Raw genomic sequence first — 19,143 nt, 5'->3', positions numbered from 1 at the left:
GGCACCTACCGGGCGATATGAGCGTGCCAACCGAGGTTGGCACCCACCGGGTTGCGTCATCCGCCGGGCGTGGCCTTTCAGGCCAGATTGAACCCGGCGCTGCGCGCCAGGCCATCGAAGTCCGGGAAGGACGTAGCGACGTTGGCGATATCGTTGATGCGCACTTCGCCGTCACTGATCTGGCCGGCGATGGCGAAGGCCATGGCGATGCGATGGTCACCGTGGCTTTCGATGGTCCCGCTGCCCAGGCGCACACCGCCGTGCAGGGTGGCACCGTCTTCGGTTTCGTCCACCTGCATGCCCAGCGCGCGCAGGCCGGTGGCCATCGCGGCAAGGCGGTCGGATTCCTTCACCCGCAGCTCGGCCGCACCGCTCACCACGGTCTGGCCTTCGGCGGCGGCGGCGGCCACGAACAGCGCCGGGAACTCGTCGATCATGTCCGGCACCAGTGCTTCCGGAATGCGTGCCCCCTTCAGCGGAGCGTAGCGCACCACCAGATCCGCCACCGGTTCACCGCCCTGCTCGGCCGGATTCTCTTCGGTGATGTCCGCACCCATCAAGCGCAGCGCGTGCAGCAGGCCGGTGCGGCGCGGGTTCAGGCCGACCTGCTTCAGGCGCAGCTCGGAGCCGGGAATGATGCTGGCCGCAACCAGATAGAACGCGGCCGAGGAGAAGTCGGCCGGCACCACGATGTCAGTAGCGCGCAGGCGCTGACCACCACGCAGGCGTGCCTTGCCGGGCGAGAATTCGATGTCCACGCCGAACGCGGACAGCATGCGCTCGGTGTAGTCGCGGGTCGGGTGCGGTTCGGTCACCTGGGTTTCGCCCTGCGCGTACAAGCCGGCCAGCAGTACCGCCGACTTGATCTGCGCACTGGCCACCGGCGAGGCGAAGTCGATGCCGTGCAGCGATTGCCCGCCATGCACGTGCAGCGGCGGCGTCCCGTCGTCCTGGGTGTCGATCTTCGCGCCCATCTGCGACAGCGGGCCGGTGACACGGCGCATCGGGCGGCCGGACAGCGACTCATCGCCGATCAGCGTGCAGTCGAACGCCTGGCCCGCCAGCAGGCCGGCCAACAGGCGCATGCCGGTACCGGCGTTGCCGCAGTCCAGCGGCGCATCCGGCGCCTTCAGGCCGTCGATACCCACACCATGCACGATGCGCTGCGACGGGCTGGGGGTTTCGATGCGCACGCCCAACTGGCCGAAGATGCGCGCAGTGGCGCGGGTGTCTTCGCCTTCCAGGAAACCTTCGATATGCGAGGTGCCATCGGCCAGCGCGGCGAACATCACCGAGCGGTGCGAGACCGACTTGTCGCCGGGAATGGTCAGGCTGCCCTGCAGCGGCTGGCCCTTGCGGGCGATCCAGTGTTGCGCGTTGCTCATCGTTCGATCATTCCGTAAACGCCAGCAGCGCCGGCGATGCATCAGGGAGCGGCGGCCGTGGCCGCCGCGGCAGCACTCAGGGCACGGCCACCGGGTAGGAGCCCAGCACCTTGATCTGCGCCGAGTGCGCTTCCAGTTCGGCCAGCGCCGCCTGCATCGGCGCATCGTCGATGTGGCCGGCCAGGTCGATGAAGAAGCCGTATTCCCACTTGCCGTGGTGCGACGGCCGCGACTCGATGCGGTTCATGCTGATGCCGTGGCGGGCGAACGGGCTGAGCACGTCGAACAGCGCACCGGGCTTGTCATGGATGAACACCAGCACCGACGTGCGGTCGTGGCCGGAGGTCGGGAAGATGTTGCGGCCCACCACCAGGAAGCGGGTGGTGTTGTCGGCATCGTTCTGGATCGGCTTGGTGACCACCTTCTTCAGGCCGTACACGTGGCCGGCGCTCTCGCCACCAATGGCCGCCGCGTCGTCGGCGTTGCGCGCACGGCGCGCACCTTCGGCGTTGCTGGATACCGGAATCTTCTCGGCCTTCGGCAGGTTGGCGCGCAGCCACGCCGAGGTCTGCATGAACGACTGCGGGTGCGCGTAGATGCGCTCGATGTCCTCGATCCGGCCACTGCGCGACATCAGGTACTGCTGCACGCGCAGTTCCACTTCGCCACAGATCTTCAGGTTGGAGGTCAGGAACATGTCCAGGGTGATCTGGATGGTGCCCTGCCCCGAATTCTCCACCGGCACCACGCCGAAATCGGCGTTGCCCGCTTCCACTTCCTGGAACACTTCTTCGATGCTGGCCATCGGCAGGCCCAGCGCGGAGCGGCCGAAGTGCTTGAGCACGGCCTGCTGGCTGAAGGTGCCTTCCGGGCCGAGGTAGCCGATCTTCAGCGGCTCCTGCTGGGCCAGGCAGGCCGACATGATCTCGCGGTAGACGTGCACCAGCAGCTCATCGCTGAGCGGGCCTTCGTTGCGGTCCACCACCATGCGCAGCACCTGCGCTTCGCGCTCGGGGCGGTAGTAGTCGACGGCGGCGGCGAGCTTGCCCTTGGCCTTGCCGACCTGGTGGGCGAAACGCGCGCGCTCGGCGATCAGGCTCTGGATGTCGCGGTCGATCTGGTCGATCTTCGAGCGCACATCGGCCAGCGCCAGCGGCGCCAGGGTGGGTGCCGGGTTCGACGCGGCCTTGGACTTGCCCTTCGCCCTGGTGGGCGCGCTGTCCTTGGCCGGTTCGGCCTTCTTCGGCGCCTTCTTGCTGGATTTGCTGCTTGCCATCGGAATTCCTTGTTGCGGGGCACGCACCCGACGGTGCGCGCCGTTCATTGCTCAGCCGTGACGCTGCTGGAAATCGGCCATGAAGGCGACCAGCGCCTCGGCCCCGGCCAGCGGCATGGCGTTGTACAGCGAGGCGCGGATGCCACCCACCACCTTGTGGCCCTTCAACGCCAGCAGGCCGGCGGCCTTGGCTTCGGCGACGAAACGCGCATCGAGCTCGGCACTGGGCAGGAAGAACGGGATGTTCATCCGCGAACGTGCCGCGTGCGCCACTTCATTGCGATAGAAACCGCCGGAGCCGTCAATGGCGCCGTACACCAGCGCGGCCTTGGCGGCATTGCGCTTGGCAAACTCGGCCACGCCGCCTTCGGCCAGCATCCACTTGAACACCAGGCCAGCCAGATACCAGTTCCAGGTCGGCGGGGTGTTGAGCATCGAATCGCGGGCAACGTGCGAGCGGTAATCAAAGATGTCCGCACGCGGCTGGCCGCTGCGCTCGAGCAGGTCGCGGCGGATGATCATCACCGCGATGCCGACCGGGCCCAGGTTCTTCTGCGCGCCGGCGTAGATCACGCCATAGCGGCGCACATCCAGCGGTTCACTGGCGATGGACGAGCTGAAGTCGGCGATCAGCGGGACGCTGCCGGTGTCGGGCACATCACGGAACTCGACGCCGTGGATGGTCTCGTTGGCGGTGATGTGCACGTAGGCGGCATCGGGTGAGAGCTGCCAGTCGGCACGCGGCGGCAGCGTGCGGTAGCCATCGGCCTCGCTGCTGGCGGCAATGTTGACGTCGATGTAGACACCGGCCTGCTTGACCGCGGTCTTGCCCCAGTGGCCACTGACCACATAGTCGGCACGCTGGCCGGGGGCGGCGAAGTTGAGCGGGATCAGCGCCTGCTGGGTGGTGGCACCACCGGACAGGAACAGCACCGCATAGTCTTCGGGGATATCGAGCAGGCGACGCAGGTCGGCCTCGGCCTCGGCGGCCACGGACATGAACTCCGCACCGCGATGGCTCATTTCCACGATCGAGGCACCGGTACCGTGCCAGTCCAGCATTTCCGCCTGCGCCTGGCGCAGGACCGATTCCGGCAAGGTCGCAGGGCCGGCACTGAAGTTGAACGCGCGCGTCATGTCACACCTGTGGGGCAAGACCCCTAGTATGCCGCAGTGCACCAGCCTTGCGGCCTAGTGCGGCAAGGGAAATTTGGTTTCATTGGAATCCATTGGCCGCCAGCACGGCGCCGGTAGTCGCCGACCTTGGTCGGCGTACGCCGCAGGCGTCACGCCCACCGGAGAAGCGTGCCGACCAAGGTCGGCACCCACCAAGGCGGCTCCAGCGGATTCAGATCACCGCGCGCCGAACCAGAGCAGCAGGCTGAGCAGTGCGGCCAGCAGCAGCGCACTCACCAGCAGCCACGGCCAGCGCCGGACCTTGCGCGGCGCGGCCGGCAGCACCGGGGTCTGTTCGGCCTCCTGGCTGGACTCGTCTTCCGCAGGCAGCGGACGCCGGCGCGGGTCGTGCGGCACTTCCAGCACGAACCGGTGCTGGCCATCGAACACCACCTGGTCGCCCGCCTGCAGCCAGCAGTGGCGCACGGCCACGCCATTGACCCGGGTGCCGTCGGCACTGCCCAGGTCACGCAGCAGCACGCGCTCGCCGTGCACTTCCACGCGGGCATGCTGTTCGGCGAACGCAGGATCGTCGATGGCGATGTCGGCGTCGTTGCCGCGGCCGATCAGGCGGGCCCGCGACAGGGTATAGCTGCGCCCATGGTGCAGCCCGCCGACGCCGCGCAGCAGCCGCTGCTGCTCATCGGAGCCATCGTCGTTTTTCGGTGCGGGCGCCTGCAGCAGGCTCTCGACTTCGCCCTGCAGGACCATTTCCACGCCATCCACGTACACCGCATCGCCTGCACGCAGCAGGGCCATCCGGCGAACCGGGCGACCATTCACGTGGATGCCGCGGATACCGTTACCGACCTGCAGCCAGAGGCCGCGATCATCCATGCAGAACTGCGCCAGCAGAAGGGCACCGTTGCCGGCATCGCCGAGCCGCACACTACCGTTGGCCTGGCGCACGATGCGTTGCACCCCGGGCCGCAGCGGCTGGTCGGGCTGTTGTTGTTGACTGAAGTGAACAAGCAGGTTCTGCACGCGGCGCAGCCTAGCAGGTTGGTCGCCAACGAAGAAGAACCCACGATGAGTGCTTGGCGCGAAGGCCCTCGATGCGCACAATGCTCGCCCTCTATTGATCATCCCCGCCCTGCGCCAGGAGCCCGTATGTCCACCATCGATGTCCGCCACGCCCACGCCCTGCCCGACGCACAGGCGCGCGCCGCGATCGAACAGGTTGCCGCCAAGTTGTCCGAGCGCTTCGGCCTGAAGTCGTCCTGGACCGCCGATGTGCTGAACTTCTCCGGCAGCGGCGTGGACGGTGCGATCGAACTGCAGCCGGGCGCCGTGCGCGTCACCGCCAAGCTGGGCTTCCTGCTGTCGGCGATGAAGGGCATGGTCGAAGGCGAGATCCAGCGCGTGCTAAAGGAAAAGCTGGGCTGAACCCCGGCGGCGGCCGTCACGGCCGTGCAACGCCATCGCGCGCTACTCTCGGGACAGGCCCAACTCCCACGGGAAGTGCGATGAACCACTACGAAAACGACGACCGCCGCAACGACGACGCCTCTTTCGGTGACCAGGCCGAGCGCTTCTCGCGCAAGCTCAGCGATTCGGCCCAGCAGGTCTGGCTGGCAGGCCTGGGCGCCCTGGGCCGTGCACAGGCTGAAGGCAGCCGCTTCTTCGATGGCCTGGTGAAGGAAGGCGAGGCCTGGGAGGCCCGCCGCCGTGAACGCCACGGCGAACAGGGCCCGGGTTGGCGCGACAACGTCGAAACCTCGCTGGACGAGGCCCGGGAGAAGGCCTCCGGCACCTGGAACAAGGTTGAAAAGGCCTTTGATGACCAGGTGCAGGGCGTGCTCAAGCGCCTGCATGTCCCCACTGCGGACGAGGTGACCGCGCTGGAGGCCCGCATCGACGCCCTGCATGCGCGCCTGGCCAAGCTGGAGAACCGTGCCGCTTCGGGCGCCGATGCTCCCGCCCCGGGCAGCCATCAGTCGCCCGACAGCGTGCCCTGAATGCCATTGTTGCAATGCAATAAATTTTGATTGACAATCGCGAGCAACCCGCCAATCGCTTCGGCTGCCGTTTGTTCCCTCCCCTCACGGCTTCAGGATTGGCGGGTTTTTCGTGTCCGCCGTATACCGATCTGCGCGCGCCATCACGTTTCCTGTCAGGAACCTCCTGACCCAGCGATGCGGCACGACCTTTACACTGTCGTCCTCCGCATTCGCCCCTTCCGCGCACCTCCTGCATGCTCCCTTGGATCCTGGCCCTGCTGTCGGCCCTGCTTACCTGTTCCCTGGCCGTTGTCTATCTGTGGTGGATCAAGCGGCGGCAGAAGGAGATGCAACTCGGCCTGCAGGCCTTGGCTGGCATGCACTGGCGCGAATTCTCCGTGCTGGTCAAACGCATGCTGCGCGAACAGCGCGGCCTGCGTGAACTGAACGACCCGGCCGAGGAGTCCCGCGAGCCGAGCAGCGACTTCCTGCTCAGCGATGGTCCCAACCAGTGGCTGGTGTCCTGCAAGCACGGCCTGGCCTACCGCATCGGTACCGCCGCAGTGAACGAACTGGGGGCGGCCGCGCGCCTGGCCGGCGCCAAGGGCGGCGTGCTGCTGACCGAGGGCCGGATCGAACGCGACGGCCGCAGCGCCGCCGAGAAGCAGGCCGTCGAGGTGCTGGACGGCCCGCGCCTGTGGCCGTTGCTGCAGCCCTATCTGCCGGCAGAAATCGAAACCCGTGTGCGCGCCAGTGCCCGCCATGAAGCCCTGCGCCGCATTGCCATAGCCGCGCTCGCCGCGGTGACGCTGGGCCTGCTGGTGGGACTGAGCCTGCAAGGGCTGCATGTGCAGGACGCTCCGCCCGTTGCCGAGGAGACGGGCGCCCCCGCGCCGGTTGCGCCTGCGGTTGAAGCGGCGCCCGAACTGGCGCCGGCCCCCGCCACCACACCGCCGACCACGGCGCCTGCGCCGACGCCCTCAACCGATGCGCGCAGCAATCCCAACCCGGATGCCGCCACGCTCGAGCGCTTCCAGGCCGATCTGTCCCGTGCCTTGGCTGGCAAGCCCGGCATCGCCAGCGGTGTCTGGCTGACCCGGCAGACGCTGGCGATCAACCGCACCGGCGAGCTGGACGCGGTGTGGCCGCAGGTCTGCGAGGAAGTGCTGCACTACCCCGCCCTGCGTAACGTGCGCATCCAGCTCAACGCCCGCCCTGGCGTGGATGAGCCCGTACGCTGGCGGCAGTGCGCTACGTATTGATTGGGGTGTCTGTAGATCCACGCCATGCGTGGATGCCTCTGTAGCGTCGAGCCACGCTCGACTCATCGCGCATCGCGCGAACAGCAGCCGAGCATGGCTCGGCTCTACATGGCGCCTGCTCAGCCCAATGCCGCGAGATGGGCGATGTAACTGGAGCGCGATTCACCCGCCGCTCTGGCCTGCGCATCCAGCCTCGCCAGGATCCGGCGTGGCAGGCTGATATTGACCCGCTCGATAGTGTCGTCCAGTAGAGCCGGATCAATGCAGATGTACGCAAGAATCCAACGGATGTCCTTGGATGCCTCGGCGGCGATTTTCTGCGGTGCCGAAGGTGTCGGAATCGAGCGTCCCTCATCCAGGGCCGCATCAATCCAGGCGAGCGCGGCCTCTTCCGCCGCAGTGAGCGCATCATCAAGCGTGTCGGCCGCCGAGAAGCACCCCGGCAGATCCGGAACGACCACACCCCACGCGGTGCGCTCATCACCTGCCTCGATCAAGACTGGATATCGCATGGGCCCTCCTACGTCAGTCCTGCGAGCTTCCGCAACGCCTGCACCAGCCCTTTGCCCAGATCCTTCCTTGGGTGAGGCACGGTGATGATGTGAGGGTGCTGCGGGTGCACGAATACATGATGGGATCCGCGAATCCGGCGACAGGTCCAACCTGCCGCCTCCAGATCCCGGATGAGATCCCTGCTCTTCATGCGGGGACGATACACATCGTACACACGCCCCGACAGAGTTCAAGGCGACAGCGTGTCCCGAGCGGGGTCGACCCTACCTTGCCCCAGGCGCGAAGCGCGCCACCAGGTCCCAGGCGTCGCCGAGGAACACCTGACGCACACGGGTGATCGGCTGCTCACCGCGCCAGGTCAGGCGCTCGATCACCAGACAGGCGGTGCCCGGCTTCACCTCCAGCAGCTTGGCGGTGGCGGTATCCGCGCCCCAGGCACTGATGCGGTGCTGGGCACGGGTCCACGAGACGTTCTGCAGCAGCCAGCTGCCCGGCGCGGTGGTACTGAAATCGACCTCCAGCACCTCGGGCACGCCCACCGGGCTGATCAGGCGGTGCTCCAGCGCCAACGGACGGCCATCGGCCAGGTGCAGGCAACGCATCGCCAGCAGCGTCTCCTGGCCCGCCAGCTCCACTTCACCGGCATTGCCAGCGTCGGCCAGGCGCAGCTCGCGCTGCAGCAGACGATAGGCGTACTGATGGCCACGCGAGCCGACCTCCATCGCGATGTCGGGAATCTCCAGCGCCACCTGCTCCAGGTGCGGGGGCTGCCGCGCCACGAACGAACCGGCGCGGCGGCGCCGCTCGATCATGCCGCTCTCGGCCAGCGCGGTCAGCACCTTGTTCACCGTCATCCGCGAGCAGCCGTACTGCTCCATCAGCTCGTGCTCGTACGGAATACGGAAGCCCGGCGCCCACTCTCCGCTGAGGATGCGGCTTTCCAGATCGCTGCGGATACGCTGGTTGAGCGTGGCGGACTTGCTGGCCTTCACGTGATGGGATCTCGGTGGCGGGATGCGATCAGCCCAGCACGCCGCGCAGGGCGGCAGCGAAGGCGCTGGTGATCGCCTCGCGCTGCAGGTGGCGGCCGTCGGCCACGCACTGGCGGCCATGGCGCCAGACCGATCGCAGCGCGCCATTACGTGCGGCGAACACCCAGCTGTCAAGCCATGCGTCGTCCTGTCGCGCCTGTAGCGCGGGGTGTGCGGCATCCAGCTCGACCAGGTCGGCACTGGCGCCGACCTGCAGGCCGGCGGCCACGCCCAGGGCCTGTGCACCGCCGTGCAGTGCGCCCTCGAACAGGAAGCGGCCGGTGCTGCGGGTGGCATCCGGTGCCAGCACATTGCGCCCGCGCAGGGTCAGGCGTTGGCCGTATTCAAGCAGGCGCAGTTCTTCGGCCGCATCAATCAGCACATTGGAATCGGAACCGACACCGAAGCGACCGCCCTCGCGTGCGAACGCCTGCATCGGGAACAGGCCATCGCCCAGATTGGCCTCGGTGATCGGGCACAGGCCAGCCACGGCCTGGCTGGCCACAATGGACGCACGCTCGTCGTCGGTGATGTGGGTGGCATGCACTAGGCACCAGCGCGCATCCACCGGCGCATGGTTGTACAGCCACTGCACCGGGCGCTGGCCGCTCCAGGCCAGGCTGGCCTCCACTTCGCGTACCTGTTCGGCGATGTGGATGTGCACCGGGCCGTCGGTAAGCGGCAGCAATGCACTCAATTCCTCGCCGGTAACCGCACGCAGGCTGTGCGGGGCAATGCCGAGCACCGCATCGGGCAGCGCGGCCAAAGACGGCTTGGCGGCGTCCAGCAGCTGCGCAAATCCCTCTACGTCATGGATCAGGCGTCGCTGCGCGGGGTTCGGTGCCGCCCCGCCGAAATCGGCATGCGCATAGAACACCGGCAGCAGGGTCAGGCCGATGCCGGTCTGGTCGGCCGCCGCCGCAATCCGCGCGCTCATCTCGGCACGGTTGGCATACGGCCGGCCGTCAGCATCGTGGTGCAGGTAGTGGAATTCACCGACGCGGGTGAAGCCGCTTTCCAGCATTTCCATGTAGGCCTGGGCGGCGATGGCCTGCACCGCGTCCGGGCGCAGATGGGCCAGGAAGCGATACATCAGCTCGCGCCAGCTCCAGAAGCTGTCACCGTCGCCGCCGCCGATCTCGGTCAGCCCAGCCATGCCGCGCTGGAAGGCGTGGCTGTGCAGGTTGGGCAGGCCCGGCACCAGGATGCCGACGCGGGTGTCGCCGTGCTGGGCGCCCTGCCCCGTGTGGATCGCCGTGATGCGACCGTCCTGCACCTGCAGGCGGACATCACGGGCCCAACCTTCGACCAGCAGGGCGTGGGCGGCATGGAAACTGTGCGGGGAACGCGAATCGGACATGGCTGGACAACCCGAAATGGACACCTATATTGTATAGACATATAAGCACAGCCGCGTTGTGGATGCCATGCACGTCGATACCCTCTGGTCCAACGTTCACCTGATCACCCTCGATGGCGAGGGGCTGGGTGTCATCCGCGATGGCGTACTGGCCTGCGCCGACGGTCGCATCGTCCATGTGGGTACCGCCGGCAGCGATGCCCAGCTGCAGCCGACCACCCGCATCGACGGTGAAGGCCGCTGGATCTCGCCGGGCCTGATCGACTGCCACACCCATCTGGTCTACGCCGGCAACCGCGCCAACGAATTCGAGCAGCGCCTGCAGGGCGTCAGCTATGCCGACATCGCCCGTGCCGGCGGCGGCATCGTCTCCACCGTACGCGCCACCCGCGTCGCCACGCCGGAACAGCTGGCCAGCGAAAGCCGGCCACGCCTGCTGGCGATGCGCGCCGAAGGCGTGACCACCCTCGAGATCAAGTCCGGCTACGGCCTGACCCTGCCCGACGAACGCAAGCAGCTGCAGGTGGCGCGCGCGCTGGGCGAGGAATGCCGGGTCAACGTGGTGACCACCTTCCTCGGCGCGCACGCGATTCCGCCGGGCCGCGAAGCACAGGAGTACACCGACGAGGTGTGCAACGTGATGATCCCGGCCATCGCCGCCGAAGGCCTGGCCGAAGCGGTGGATGTGTTCTGCGAGAACATCGCCTTCTCGCCGGCGCAGGCGCGGCAGGTCTTCGAAGCAGCGCGCGCCAACGGGCTGGCGGTGAAGATCCACGCCGAGCAGCTGAGCAACCAGCATGGCGCCGAACTGGCCGCCAGCTTCGGTGCCCTCTCGGCCGACCATATCGAACACCTGGACGATGCCGGCATCGCCGCGATGGCGGCGGCCGGCACTGTCGCCGTGCTGCTGCCCGGTGCCTTCTATTTCACCCGCGATACCACCCTGCCGCCGATCGCGGCGCTGCGTGCGGCCGGCGTGCCGCTGGCGCTGGCCACCGACAGCAACCCGGGCACCTCGCCGCTGACCAGTCCGCTGCTGGCGATGAACATGGGCGCCACCCTGTTCCGCCTGACCGTGGACGAATGCATCGCCGGCTTCACCCGTGAAGCGGCGCGCGCGCTGGGCCATGGCAACCGCATCGGCCGCCTGGCCGTGGGCCTGGACTGCGACCTGGCGATCTGGGACATCGACGCCCCCGCCGACCTGGTCTATCGCATTGGATTCAACCCGCTGCACGCGCGCGTGGTGCGCGGACAGCCCGACCTGCCTGCCTCCTGGAGCAACACATGAGCAACACCCTGGTTCTTCGCCCCGGCCATGTCACTCTCGCCCAGTGGCGGCAGGTCTATCGTGGTGCGCCGCTTGCACTGGACCCGGCCGCGCTGCCGGTGGTGCGCGCCAGTGCGGCGGCCGTCGCCGCCATCGTCGCCAAGGGCGCGCCGGTGTATGGCATCAACACCGGCTTCGGCAAGCTGGCCAGCGTGCGCATCGAGCGCGAAGACCTGGCTACCCTGCAGCGGAACATCGTGCTTTCGCATGCGGCCGGTGTGGGCGAGCCGATGCCGGCCAGCGTGGTGCGTCTGATGATGGCGCTGAAGCTGGTAAGTCTTGCCCAGGGCGCTTCGGGCGTGCGCGAGGAAACCCTGCTGCTGCTCGAAGCGATGCTGGTCAAGGGCGTGCTGCCGGTGGTACCCGCACAGGGCTCGGTGGGTGCCTCGGGTGACCTGGCACCGCTCTCGCACCTGGCCAGCGTGATGCTGGGCGTGGGTGAAGCCTTCGTCGGTGACGAACGCCTGCCGGCGGTCGATGCACTGGCACGCGCCGGTTTGCAGCCGATCGAGCTGGGCGCGAAGGAAGGCCTGGCCCTGCTCAACGGCACCCAGTTCTCCACCGCCTATGCGTTGGCCGGCCTGTTCGAGATCGAGACCGTGTTCCAGGCCGCGCTGGTCACCGGCGCGCTGTCGGTGGAAGCGGCCAAGGGTTCCGACACGCCGTTCGACCCGCGCATCCATGCCATCCGCGGCCAGCGCGGACAGATCGCCACTGCGGCCACGCTGCGCACGCTGATGCAGGGCTCGGACATCCGCGAATCGCACCGCGACAACGACGTGCGCGTGCAGGACCCGTACTGCCTGCGCTGCCAGCCGCAGGTGATGGGCGCAGCGCTGGACATCCTGCGCCAGGCCGCAACCACGCTGGAAATCGAAGCCAACGGCGTGTCCGACAATCCGCTGGTGTTCACCGACACCGGCGAAGCACTGTCCGGCGGCAACTTCCACGCCGAGCCGGTCGCCTTCGCCGCCGACATGCTGGCGATGGCGGTGTGCGAGATCGGTTCGATCAGCGAGCGCCGCCTGGCGATGCTGGTCGACCCGGCGCTGTCCGGCCTGCCGGCGTTCCTGACCCCGCGCCCGGGCCTGAATTCCGGCTTCATGATTCCGCAGGTGACCGCCGCCGCGCTGGTCTCGGAAAACAAGCAGCGCGCCTACCCGGCCAGTGTCGATTCGATTCCGACCTCGGCCAACCAGGAAGACCATGTGTCGATGGCCGCGCACGGTGCGCGCCGCCTGATGCAGATGGCCGAAAATGCCGCCAACGTGATCGGCATCGAGCTGCTGGCCGCTGCGCAGGGCTGCGACTTCCACGCGCCGCTGCGCTCCAGTGCCGCGCTGGAATCCGTGCGCGCCACACTGCGTGCACAAGTGCCGATGCTGGAAGAAGACCGCTACTTCCACCCGGACATGGTGACCGCCACGAACCTGGTGCGCAGCGGCGCGCTGGCACAGGGTTTGGCGGAGCTGCTGCCGACTGTGGAACCGCAGGCATGAATGTCCATCCCGAATGGCTGACGGTGCACGAAGGCGATGCCCCGCTGATCGTCAGCTTCCCGCATACCGGCAGCGAGCTGCCGCACGACCTGATCGGCGACTACCACTCGCCGTGGCTGGCCCGTCGCGACGCCGACTGGTGGGTGCACGAACTGTACGACTTCGTGCGCGGCATGGGCGCGACCACGGTGCGCTCGGCGATCTCGCGCTCGGTGATCGACCTCAACCGCGATCCCAGCGGTGCGTCGCTGTACCCGGGTCAGAACACCACCGGCCTGTGTCCGCTGACCACCTTCGACAACCAGCCGCTGTACCACGCCGGGCGCGAACCGGATGACGCGGAAATCGCCCGTCGCCGCGACACGTATTTCCTGCCCTACCACGATGCATTGGCTGCGCAGATCACGCGCCTGCGTGCACGCCACGGCACCGTGGTGGTGTATGACGCACACTCGATCCGCTCACATATCCCGCACCTGTTCGAAGGCGAGCTGCCGCAGTTCAACCTCGGCACCGCCGGCCCGTCCGGCGCACCGGACACGTCCTGCGACAACGCCTTGAGCGATGTGGTGGAGAACCTGCTGAAGATCAGTGGCATGAGCCAGGTGCGCAACGGCCGCTTCAAGGGCGGCTGGATCACCCGCCACTACAGCAACATCGCCGGTGGCGTGCACAGCCTGCAGATGGAACTGGCCTGCCGCGGCTACATGCACGAACCCCTGCCGGACCAGGTGGACGAACACAGCTGGCCCACCCCGCTCGACCCCGATCACGCCGCACCGCTGCGCCACACCTTGGCGCAGGTGCTCAACGCCTGCCTTGAATTCGCTACGAACCGGAGCGCCGCATGACCCGCAACGACCCGACCCGCACCATTGCCGCGCCGACCGGCACCACGCTCAACGCCAAGAGCTGGCTGACCGAAGCGCCGCTGCGCATGCTGATGAACAACCTGCACCCGGACGTGGCCGAGCGCCCGCAGGAACTGGTGGTGTATGGCGGCATCGGCCGCGCCGCGCGCGACTGGGAGAGCTTCGATGCCATCGTCGAGACGCTCAAGCGTCTGGACGATGACCAGACCCTGCTGGTGCAGTCGGGCAAGCCGGTGGGCGTGTTCCGCACCCACGCCGATGCACCGCGCGTGCTGATCGCCAATTCCAACCTGGTGCCGCGCTGGGCCAACTGGGACCACTTCAACGAGCTGGATAAGAAAGGCCTGGCCATGTACGGCCAGATGACCGCCGGCAGCTGGATCTACATCGGCGCGCAGGGCATCGTACAGGGCACCTACGAGACCTTCGTGGAAATGGGACGCCAGCACTTCGGTGGCGACCTGACCGGGAAGTGGCTGTTCACCGGCGGCCTGGGCGGCATGGGTGGCGCGCAGCCGTTGGCTGCCGTAATGGCCGGCGCCTCCTGCCTGGCCGTCGAGTGCCGCAAGAGCAGCATCGACATGCGCCTGCGCACCGGCTACCTGGATACCTGGACCGACAACCTGGACGAAGCGCTGCGCCTGATCGACGAGTCGTGCAAGGCCGGTACGCCGAAGTCGGTGGGCCTGCTCGGCAATGTGGCCGACGTGCTGGCCGAACTGCTCAAGCGCGGCGTGAAGCCGGACCTGCTGACCGACCAGACCTCCGCGCACGACCCGGTGAACGGCTACCTGCCGCAAGGCTGGACGGTCGAGCAGTGGGATGAGAAACGTGTCTCCGCGCCCAAGGAAGTGGAGAAAGCCGCGCGCGCGTCGATGGCCAACCACATCCGCGCCATGCTCGGCTTCCACGCGCTGGGCGTGCCGACCGTGGACTACGGCAACAACCTGCGGCAGATGGCACTGGAAGAAGGTGTGGCCAATGCCTTCGACTTCCCGGGTTTCGTGCCGGCCTACATCCGCCCGCTGTTCTGCCGCGGCATCGGCCCGTTCCGCTGGGCCGCACTGAGCGGCGACCCGGAAGACATCGCCAAGACCGATGCCAAGGTGAAGGAACTGATTCCGGACAACCCGCACCTGCACCGCTGGCTGGACATGGCTGCCGAGAAGATCAAGTTCCAGGGCCTGCCGGCACGCATCTGCTGGGTGGGCCTGGGTGACCGCGATCGCCTCGGTCTGGCCTTCAACGAAATGGTCGCCAACGGTGAACTGAAGGCACCGGTGGTGATTGGTCGTGACCACCTGGACAGCGGCAGCGTGGCGTCGCCAAACCGCGAAACCGAAGCGATGGCCGACGGTTCGGATGCGGTGTCCGACTGGCCGCTGCTGAACGCCCTGCTCAACACCGCCAGCGGCGCGACCTGGGTGTCGCTGCACCACGGCGGTGGCGTCGGCATGGGCTTCTCGCAGCACGCCGGCATGGTGATCGTCTGCGACGGCACCGAGGCCGCGGCCAAGCGGATTGGCCGCGTGCTGTGGAACGACCCGGCCACAGGCGTGATGCGCCATGCCGATGCAGGCTATGAGATCGCGATTGATTGCGCGAAGGAAAAGGGACTGGATCTGCCGGGCATCCTGGGCTGATCGTAGGGGTGCCGGCCAGCGGCCGGCACTACCGGAAACGTAGGGTAGTGCCGGCCGCTGGCCGGCTCTCCCTGATGCGGGAATCGGTGCCCTTGACCCGCTCTCCCGCCGTGACCAACATGCGCCATCACCGCCGACGGATCACCGCGATGTACCGCACCCTTGCTGCCGCATTGCTCTGTGCCCTCTTCGCCGTTCCGATCGCTTCTGCAAGTGGCGCTCCCGGCACTCTCTCTGCTCAGCTCGACACCCAACTGCAGGCCAACCGCGAGCGCTACGGCATCGCCGGCCAGGCGGTACTGGTCGCGCACAATGGCCAGGTGCTCTACCAGGGCGCCAGCGGCGAACGCGATCCCGCTGCCCATGTGCCTGCCACTGTCGACACCATCTTCGCCGCGCAATCCATGGCCAAGCTGCTGACCAGCACACTGGTGATGCAGCTGGTCGACCAGGGCAAGGTGGATCTGGACGCACCGGCCAGCCGTTATGTTCCGGACCTACCGACGGCATGGCAGGCGATTCACGTACGCGATTTCCTCAACCACAGCTCGGGTATCGGCGAGTATTACGACCGGGTGGACAACCGCTGGGTGAGCAAGGGCTACACCGGAGTGGCGCCTAACCTTGGCGCTGCACTGAAGGTGGCCGGCGCGACACCGATGCAGTTCGTCACCGGCAGCCGAGTGCAGTACACGCAGGCCAACTACCTGGTGCTGACCGCCTTGCTGGAAGCGCATTACGGCAAGCCCTACCCGGCCATCGCGCGCGAACGCATCCTGCAACCGCTGAAGATGACCAGCACCTCATGGGGCGTCACCAGCGTCCCAGCCACGCGCGCGGCAGTGCCTTACATCGGCAAGGACGGCCAACTGCAGCCGGCCAATGAAGACCCCTGGCCGAACTACGGTTGGGGCCACGCCGACCTGCAGACCACCGTGGGCGACATGAACCGATTCCTGCAGGCGCTGGCGACCGGCAAGCTGCTGCGCACGTCCACGCTGGAAACGCTCTGGCAGCCGCAGAAGCTGAGCGGCGGCGGCAGCAATTTCTTCTCCACCGGTTGGGACACCACCCGCAGCGACGGCTACACCCAGGTCGGCCACGATGGTGGCACCCGCGTGCGGGCACGGCTGGCCTACAAGGGCACGCTGGCCAACGGCTACTGGGTGTTCGTGTACCTGACCAACGGCAGCGCCCGCAATGTCTGGTCGAGCACGCTGGTCGAGAGCACGATGGCGGTGGCCGCACCCGAGGAGTTTCCGCATGCGGCGTTGTCCGAGCGACTGATCGCGTATGCGCTGGATGACAGCGCTGGCGCGGCCGAAGCTGTGCATCGCTGGCTGCGCGACAGCAACAAGGTTGCTGCCAGTGAACTGGAACGCGCGATCAATGCCGATGGTTACGCGATCCGCGAGAGCCTCGGGGCACGCAAGGCAGTAAAGGTATTTGCTCTCAACACCGAGCTGTATCCGGATTCGGCAAATGCGTGGGACAGCCTGGCGGAATGCCATGCGGCGCTGGGTGAGAAGGAAGCGGCCGATCGGCTGTATGCAAAGGCCAAGGCGCTGGCGAAGCCGGCTCTGTAGAGTCGAGCCGTGCTCGACTCCGGGACACAGAGGCAGTCGAGCAAGCTCGACTCTACAAGGAGCGCGGGCGGCCATACGCCGCCGATGGGTGACGTACCGCCCGCGACCTGTTAACTTGCGCGCCACTTTCGTGGTTTACAGCATTCCCGTATGTCGCTCTCGTCGTACCGCCCCACCCGATCACTGCTGTCCCTGGCCGTTTCCCTCGGCCTCGCCTCCACCGCCGCAGCCGCCCCGCAGGCCACCACGCTGGATGCGGTGCAGGTCACCGCCGCCGATGCCAGCGCCCAGGCGCGCGAGGCGCTGAAGCGCGTACCCGGCGCCAGCAACGTCATCGACGTGGCCAAGGCGGACAGCCGGCTGTCCAGCAGTGCCGATGTGCTGGCCTACCAGCCGGGCATCAGCGCGCAGTCGCCGGGCAACGAAGGCACCAAGATTTCGATCCGTGGCTCAGGCATCAACCGGGGCCCGGGCGCGCATGCCTCGGGTATTGCGGTGTCGATCGACGGCCTGCCACTGACCGGCCCGGGCGGCACGCCCTACGAGCTGCTGGAACCGCTGTGGCTGTCCCGCGTGGAAGTACTGCGCGGCGCCAACGGCTTCGAACGCGGCGCGTTGGCGCTGGGCGGTGCCATCGATTACGTCAGCCGCAGCGGGCGTGATTCGGCGGGCGTGCAACTGCACTACGAAGCCGGCAGCCGTGGCTACCAGAAGCGCGGCATCAGCTGGGGCGGCGTCAGTGGCGATGTCGATTACTTCCTGGCCTACACCGATACCGAGTTCGACGGTTACCAGCGCCATGCGCGCGGCGATGGCAAGGGCGCGATGGCCAACATCGGCTGGCAGATCACCCCCGACCTGCAGACGCGCTTCTTCGTGCGCTACCGCGAAACCAATCACGAAACACCCGGTCGCCTGACCCGCGACCAGATCCGCAACGACCCGCATGCGGTCAACCCGGCCAATCTGGCCATCGATGCGCGTCGCCCGCAGCCGGGCAGCACGTGGCTGGGCAACGTCACCACGCTGCAGATCGATGAGGATTCCTCGCTGCAGGCCGGGCTGGTCTACCACACGTACCCGATGGACTTGAACGAGAGCCTGTACCGCCAGCAGTTGGACTACGCCAACCTCAACGCCACGCTGGACTACCGCCATCGCCACCGGCTGTTCGGCCTGGACAGCGAAACCACGGTCGGCCTTCGCGTCACCCACGATCTGGACGCCGATGTGCGCGAGTCGCTGCGCTTTGCCAGCAACGGCTACGCCGCCGGTACGCGCACGCGTGACTTCCGCCACCACGGCACCGACAGCACGCTGCACGTCGGCAATACCCTCACCTTGAACGATCGCCTGCGCATGCAGACCGGGCTGGCACTGATCAACACCCGCCGCGATGTGCAGGTGACCTGGCCGAGCAGCGGCGGCCGCCTGCGCGACCGCGACTGGGACTACGCGCCCCGACTGGGCTTCACCTGGCAGCACAGCGCGCAGACCCAGTGGTTCGGCAACCTCAGCCGCTCAGTGGAAGCACCGCATCCGTGGTCGATGATCTGGGGTTCCAACCAGTACTTCGGGCCGGGCAATGGCCCGTCCACCGGCCGCCAGCGCGCGCCGGTACCGATGCAGAACCAGACCGCCACCACGCTGGAACTGGGCGCGCGCGGTGACGCGGCGCTGGGCCGCTGGGAACTGACCGGTTACTACGCACACGTGAACCACGAACTGCTGAGCGTCGAGCTGCAGCCGGTGCCGAACCTGTTCATCGCCGAGAACAACGCCAGCCCCACCGTGCACCGCGGCATCGAAGCCGGATTGGACAGCACGCTGTGGCAGGCAGCACCGGGCCGCCTGTCCTTGCGCCAGGCGTACACCTTCAGCGACTTCCGCTATCGCCACGATGCGCGTTTCGGCAGCAACCGCCTGCCCGGCCTGCCGCGCCACGCCTACCAGGCCGAGCTGCGCTTCGATCACGCCTCCGGCCTGTACGCTGCGCTCAATACCGAATACGCCTCGCGCATCGCCGTCGACTACGCCAACAGCTACTGGGCCGACAGCCGTGTGATCTTCGGCAGCCGCATCGGCTACGACGCACCCGGTGGCCGCTGGCAGGCCTGGGCGGAGATGCGCAACATCGGCAACCGCCGCTACGCCGCCACGGTCACACCGGGCTACGACGATGCCGGCAAGGATGTCGCCCGCTCGACGCCGGGCGAAGGTCGTGGCGTCTATGCAGGCGTGCGCTTGCGCTTTGACTGATGACCGCAGGC

The 19,143-nt window shown here is 67.5% G+C and carries 17 protein-coding genes; 9 read left to right on the top strand and 8 right to left on the bottom strand.

Features of this window, described 5'->3' with window-relative positions:
- Window positions 1–77: 77 nt before the first annotated feature.
- From aroA to VPH47_RS07600, 4 genes are all read right to left on the bottom strand, one after another.
- Window positions 78–1,385 (bottom strand): 3-phosphoshikimate 1-carboxyvinyltransferase, encoded by a 1,308-nt coding sequence (gene aroA, locus VPH47_RS07615; protein WP_110712767.1) that lies wholly within the window; start codon window positions 1,383–1,385, stop codon window positions 78–80.
- Window positions 1,386–1,461: 76 nt separating this feature from the next.
- On the bottom strand, window positions 1,462–2,661 hold the full coding sequence (pheA, locus tag VPH47_RS07610) for a prephenate dehydratase (RefSeq protein ID WP_094000930.1): 1,200 nt from the start codon (window positions 2,659–2,661) through the stop codon (window positions 1,462–1,464).
- A 51-nt stretch (window positions 2,662–2,712) separates the two neighbouring features.
- Window positions 2,713–3,798, bottom strand: a complete 1,086-nt coding sequence (gene serC / locus VPH47_RS07605; protein WP_368850432.1) for a 3-phosphoserine/phosphohydroxythreonine transaminase — start codon at window positions 3,796–3,798, stop codon at window positions 2,713–2,715.
- A 216-nt stretch (window positions 3,799–4,014) separates the two neighbouring features.
- On the bottom strand, window positions 4,015–4,821 hold the full coding sequence (locus tag VPH47_RS07600; RefSeq protein ID WP_132810424.1) for an FHA domain-containing protein: 807 nt from the start codon (window positions 4,819–4,821) through the stop codon (window positions 4,015–4,017).
- Window positions 4,822–4,947: 126 nt separating this feature from the next.
- On the opposite strand from VPH47_RS07600, the gene VPH47_RS07595 reads away from it, so the two are divergent.
- The 3 genes from VPH47_RS07595 (at window position 4,948) to VPH47_RS07585 (ending at window position 7,039) form a co-directional block, all read left to right on the top strand.
- Window positions 4,948–5,223 carry a polyhydroxyalkanoic acid system family protein gene (locus VPH47_RS07595; protein WP_005417302.1) on the top strand — a complete coding sequence of 92 codons (276 nt, stop codon included), beginning with the start codon at window positions 4,948–4,950 and terminating at the stop codon, window positions 5,221–5,223.
- A gap of 80 nt (window positions 5,224–5,303) precedes the next feature.
- On the top strand, window positions 5,304–5,795 hold the full coding sequence (locus VPH47_RS07590) for a phasin family protein (protein ID WP_110712770.1): 492 nt from the start codon (window positions 5,304–5,306) through the stop codon (window positions 5,793–5,795).
- 236 nt (window positions 5,796–6,031) lie between these two features.
- Entirely contained in the window at window positions 6,032–7,039 is a 1,008-nt protein-coding gene (locus VPH47_RS07585; protein WP_164161289.1) for a restriction endonuclease, read from the top strand.
- A gap of 119 nt (window positions 7,040–7,158) precedes the next feature.
- Here the strand turns inward: VPH47_RS07585 and VPH47_RS07580 are convergent, their stop codons facing one another.
- The 4 genes from VPH47_RS07580 to VPH47_RS07565 form a co-directional block, all read right to left on the bottom strand.
- The gene (locus VPH47_RS07580) at window positions 7,159–7,551 is read right to left on the bottom strand and encodes a type II toxin-antitoxin system HicB family antitoxin (RefSeq protein ID WP_134951390.1); all 393 of its coding nucleotides are present in this window, start codon (window positions 7,549–7,551) and stop codon (window positions 7,159–7,161) included.
- An 8-nt stretch (window positions 7,552–7,559) separates the two neighbouring features.
- Window positions 7,560–7,742 (bottom strand): type II toxin-antitoxin system HicA family toxin, encoded by a 183-nt coding sequence (locus tag VPH47_RS07575; protein ID WP_107433137.1) that lies wholly within the window; start codon window positions 7,740–7,742, stop codon window positions 7,560–7,562.
- 73 nt (window positions 7,743–7,815) lie between these two features.
- Window positions 7,816–8,544, bottom strand: coding sequence for a histidine utilization repressor (hutC, locus tag VPH47_RS07570; RefSeq protein WP_071227499.1), 729 nt, complete (start codon window positions 8,542–8,544; stop codon window positions 7,816–7,818).
- A 28-nt stretch (window positions 8,545–8,572) separates the two neighbouring features.
- Window positions 8,573–9,943: a formimidoylglutamate deiminase gene (locus VPH47_RS07565; RefSeq protein WP_368850431.1), complete on the bottom strand. Its 1,371-nt coding sequence runs from the start codon at window positions 9,941–9,943 to the stop codon at window positions 8,573–8,575.
- A gap of 67 nt (window positions 9,944–10,010) precedes the next feature.
- Between VPH47_RS07565 and hutI the strand changes: the two genes are divergently transcribed.
- The 6 genes from hutI (at window position 10,011) to VPH47_RS07535 (ending at window position 19,132) form a co-directional block, all read left to right on the top strand.
- On the top strand, window positions 10,011–11,234 hold the full coding sequence (gene hutI, locus VPH47_RS07560) for an imidazolonepropionase (RefSeq protein WP_368850430.1): 1,224 nt from the start codon (window positions 10,011–10,013) through the stop codon (window positions 11,232–11,234).
- Entirely contained in the window at window positions 11,231–12,772 is a 1,542-nt protein-coding gene (hutH, locus tag VPH47_RS07555; protein WP_368850429.1) for a histidine ammonia-lyase, read from the top strand. The genes hutI and hutH overlap by 4 nt, the downstream gene beginning before the upstream one ends.
- On the top strand, window positions 12,769–13,623 hold the full coding sequence (gene hutG / locus VPH47_RS07550) for an N-formylglutamate deformylase (RefSeq protein ID WP_180847857.1): 855 nt from the start codon (window positions 12,769–12,771) through the stop codon (window positions 13,621–13,623). The genes hutH and hutG overlap by 4 nt, the downstream gene beginning before the upstream one ends.
- On the top strand, window positions 13,620–15,287 hold the full coding sequence (hutU, locus tag VPH47_RS07545; protein ID WP_049399643.1) for a urocanate hydratase: 1,668 nt from the start codon (window positions 13,620–13,622) through the stop codon (window positions 15,285–15,287). Before hutG ends, hutU begins: the two co-directional genes overlap by 4 nt.
- A gap of 149 nt (window positions 15,288–15,436) precedes the next feature.
- Window positions 15,437–16,873, top strand: a complete 1,437-nt coding sequence (locus tag VPH47_RS07540) for a serine hydrolase domain-containing protein (protein WP_368851572.1) — start codon at window positions 15,437–15,439, stop codon at window positions 16,871–16,873.
- Window positions 16,874–17,023: 150 nt separating this feature from the next.
- Window positions 17,024–19,132 carry a TonB-dependent receptor family protein gene (locus VPH47_RS07535; RefSeq protein WP_368850428.1) on the top strand — a complete coding sequence of 703 codons (2,109 nt, stop codon included), beginning with the start codon at window positions 17,024–17,026 and terminating at the stop codon, window positions 19,130–19,132.
- Window positions 19,133–19,143 lie beyond the last annotated feature (11 nt).

Origin of the sequence: Stenotrophomonas sp. WED208 (genome assembly GCF_040984485.1) — a bacterium.
In the GTDB taxonomy this organism is placed as follows: Bacteria; Pseudomonadota; Gammaproteobacteria; order Xanthomonadales; family Xanthomonadaceae; genus Stenotrophomonas; species Stenotrophomonas riyadhensis.
The sequence above is the reverse complement of the archived record's forward strand: the minus strand, read 5'-3'. Positions and strand labels throughout refer to the sequence as shown.

Bases quoted from the DNA above. Each gene is read 5' to 3' on its own strand.
- aroA (WP_110712767.1), bottom strand. From the start codon at position 1,385: ATGAGCAACGCGCAACACTGGATCGCCCGCAAGGGCCAGCCGCTGCAG.
- pheA (WP_094000930.1), bottom strand. From the start codon at position 2,661: ATGGCAAGCAGCAAATCCAGCAAGAAGGCGCCGAAGAAGGCCGAACCG.
- serC (WP_368850432.1), bottom strand. From the start codon at position 3,798: ATGACGCGCGCGTTCAACTTCAGTGCCGGCCCTGCGACCTTGCCGGAA.
- VPH47_RS07595 (WP_005417302.1), top strand. From the start codon at position 4,948: ATGTCCACCATCGATGTCCGCCACGCCCACGCCCTGCCCGACGCACAG.
- VPH47_RS07590 (WP_110712770.1), top strand. From the start codon at position 5,304: ATGAACCACTACGAAAACGACGACCGCCGCAACGACGACGCCTCTTTC.
- VPH47_RS07585 (WP_164161289.1), top strand. From the start codon at position 6,032: ATGCTCCCTTGGATCCTGGCCCTGCTGTCGGCCCTGCTTACCTGTTCC.
- VPH47_RS07580 (WP_134951390.1), bottom strand. From the start codon at position 7,551: ATGCGATATCCAGTCTTGATCGAGGCAGGTGATGAGCGCACCGCGTGG.
- VPH47_RS07575 (WP_107433137.1), bottom strand. From the start codon at position 7,742: ATGAAGAGCAGGGATCTCATCCGGGATCTGGAGGCGGCAGGTTGGACC.
- VPH47_RS07565 (WP_368850431.1), bottom strand. From the start codon at position 9,943: ATGTCCGATTCGCGTTCCCCGCACAGTTTCCATGCCGCCCACGCCCTG.
- hutI (WP_368850430.1), top strand. From the start codon at position 10,011: ATGCACGTCGATACCCTCTGGTCCAACGTTCACCTGATCACCCTCGAT.
- hutH (WP_368850429.1), top strand. From the start codon at position 11,231: ATGAGCAACACCCTGGTTCTTCGCCCCGGCCATGTCACTCTCGCCCAG.
- hutG (WP_180847857.1), top strand. From the start codon at position 12,769: ATGAATGTCCATCCCGAATGGCTGACGGTGCACGAAGGCGATGCCCCG.
- hutU (WP_049399643.1), top strand. From the start codon at position 13,620: ATGACCCGCAACGACCCGACCCGCACCATTGCCGCGCCGACCGGCACC.
- VPH47_RS07540 (WP_368851572.1), top strand. From the start codon at position 15,437: ATGTACCGCACCCTTGCTGCCGCATTGCTCTGTGCCCTCTTCGCCGTT.
- VPH47_RS07535 (WP_368850428.1), top strand. From the start codon at position 17,024: ATGTCGCTCTCGTCGTACCGCCCCACCCGATCACTGCTGTCCCTGGCC.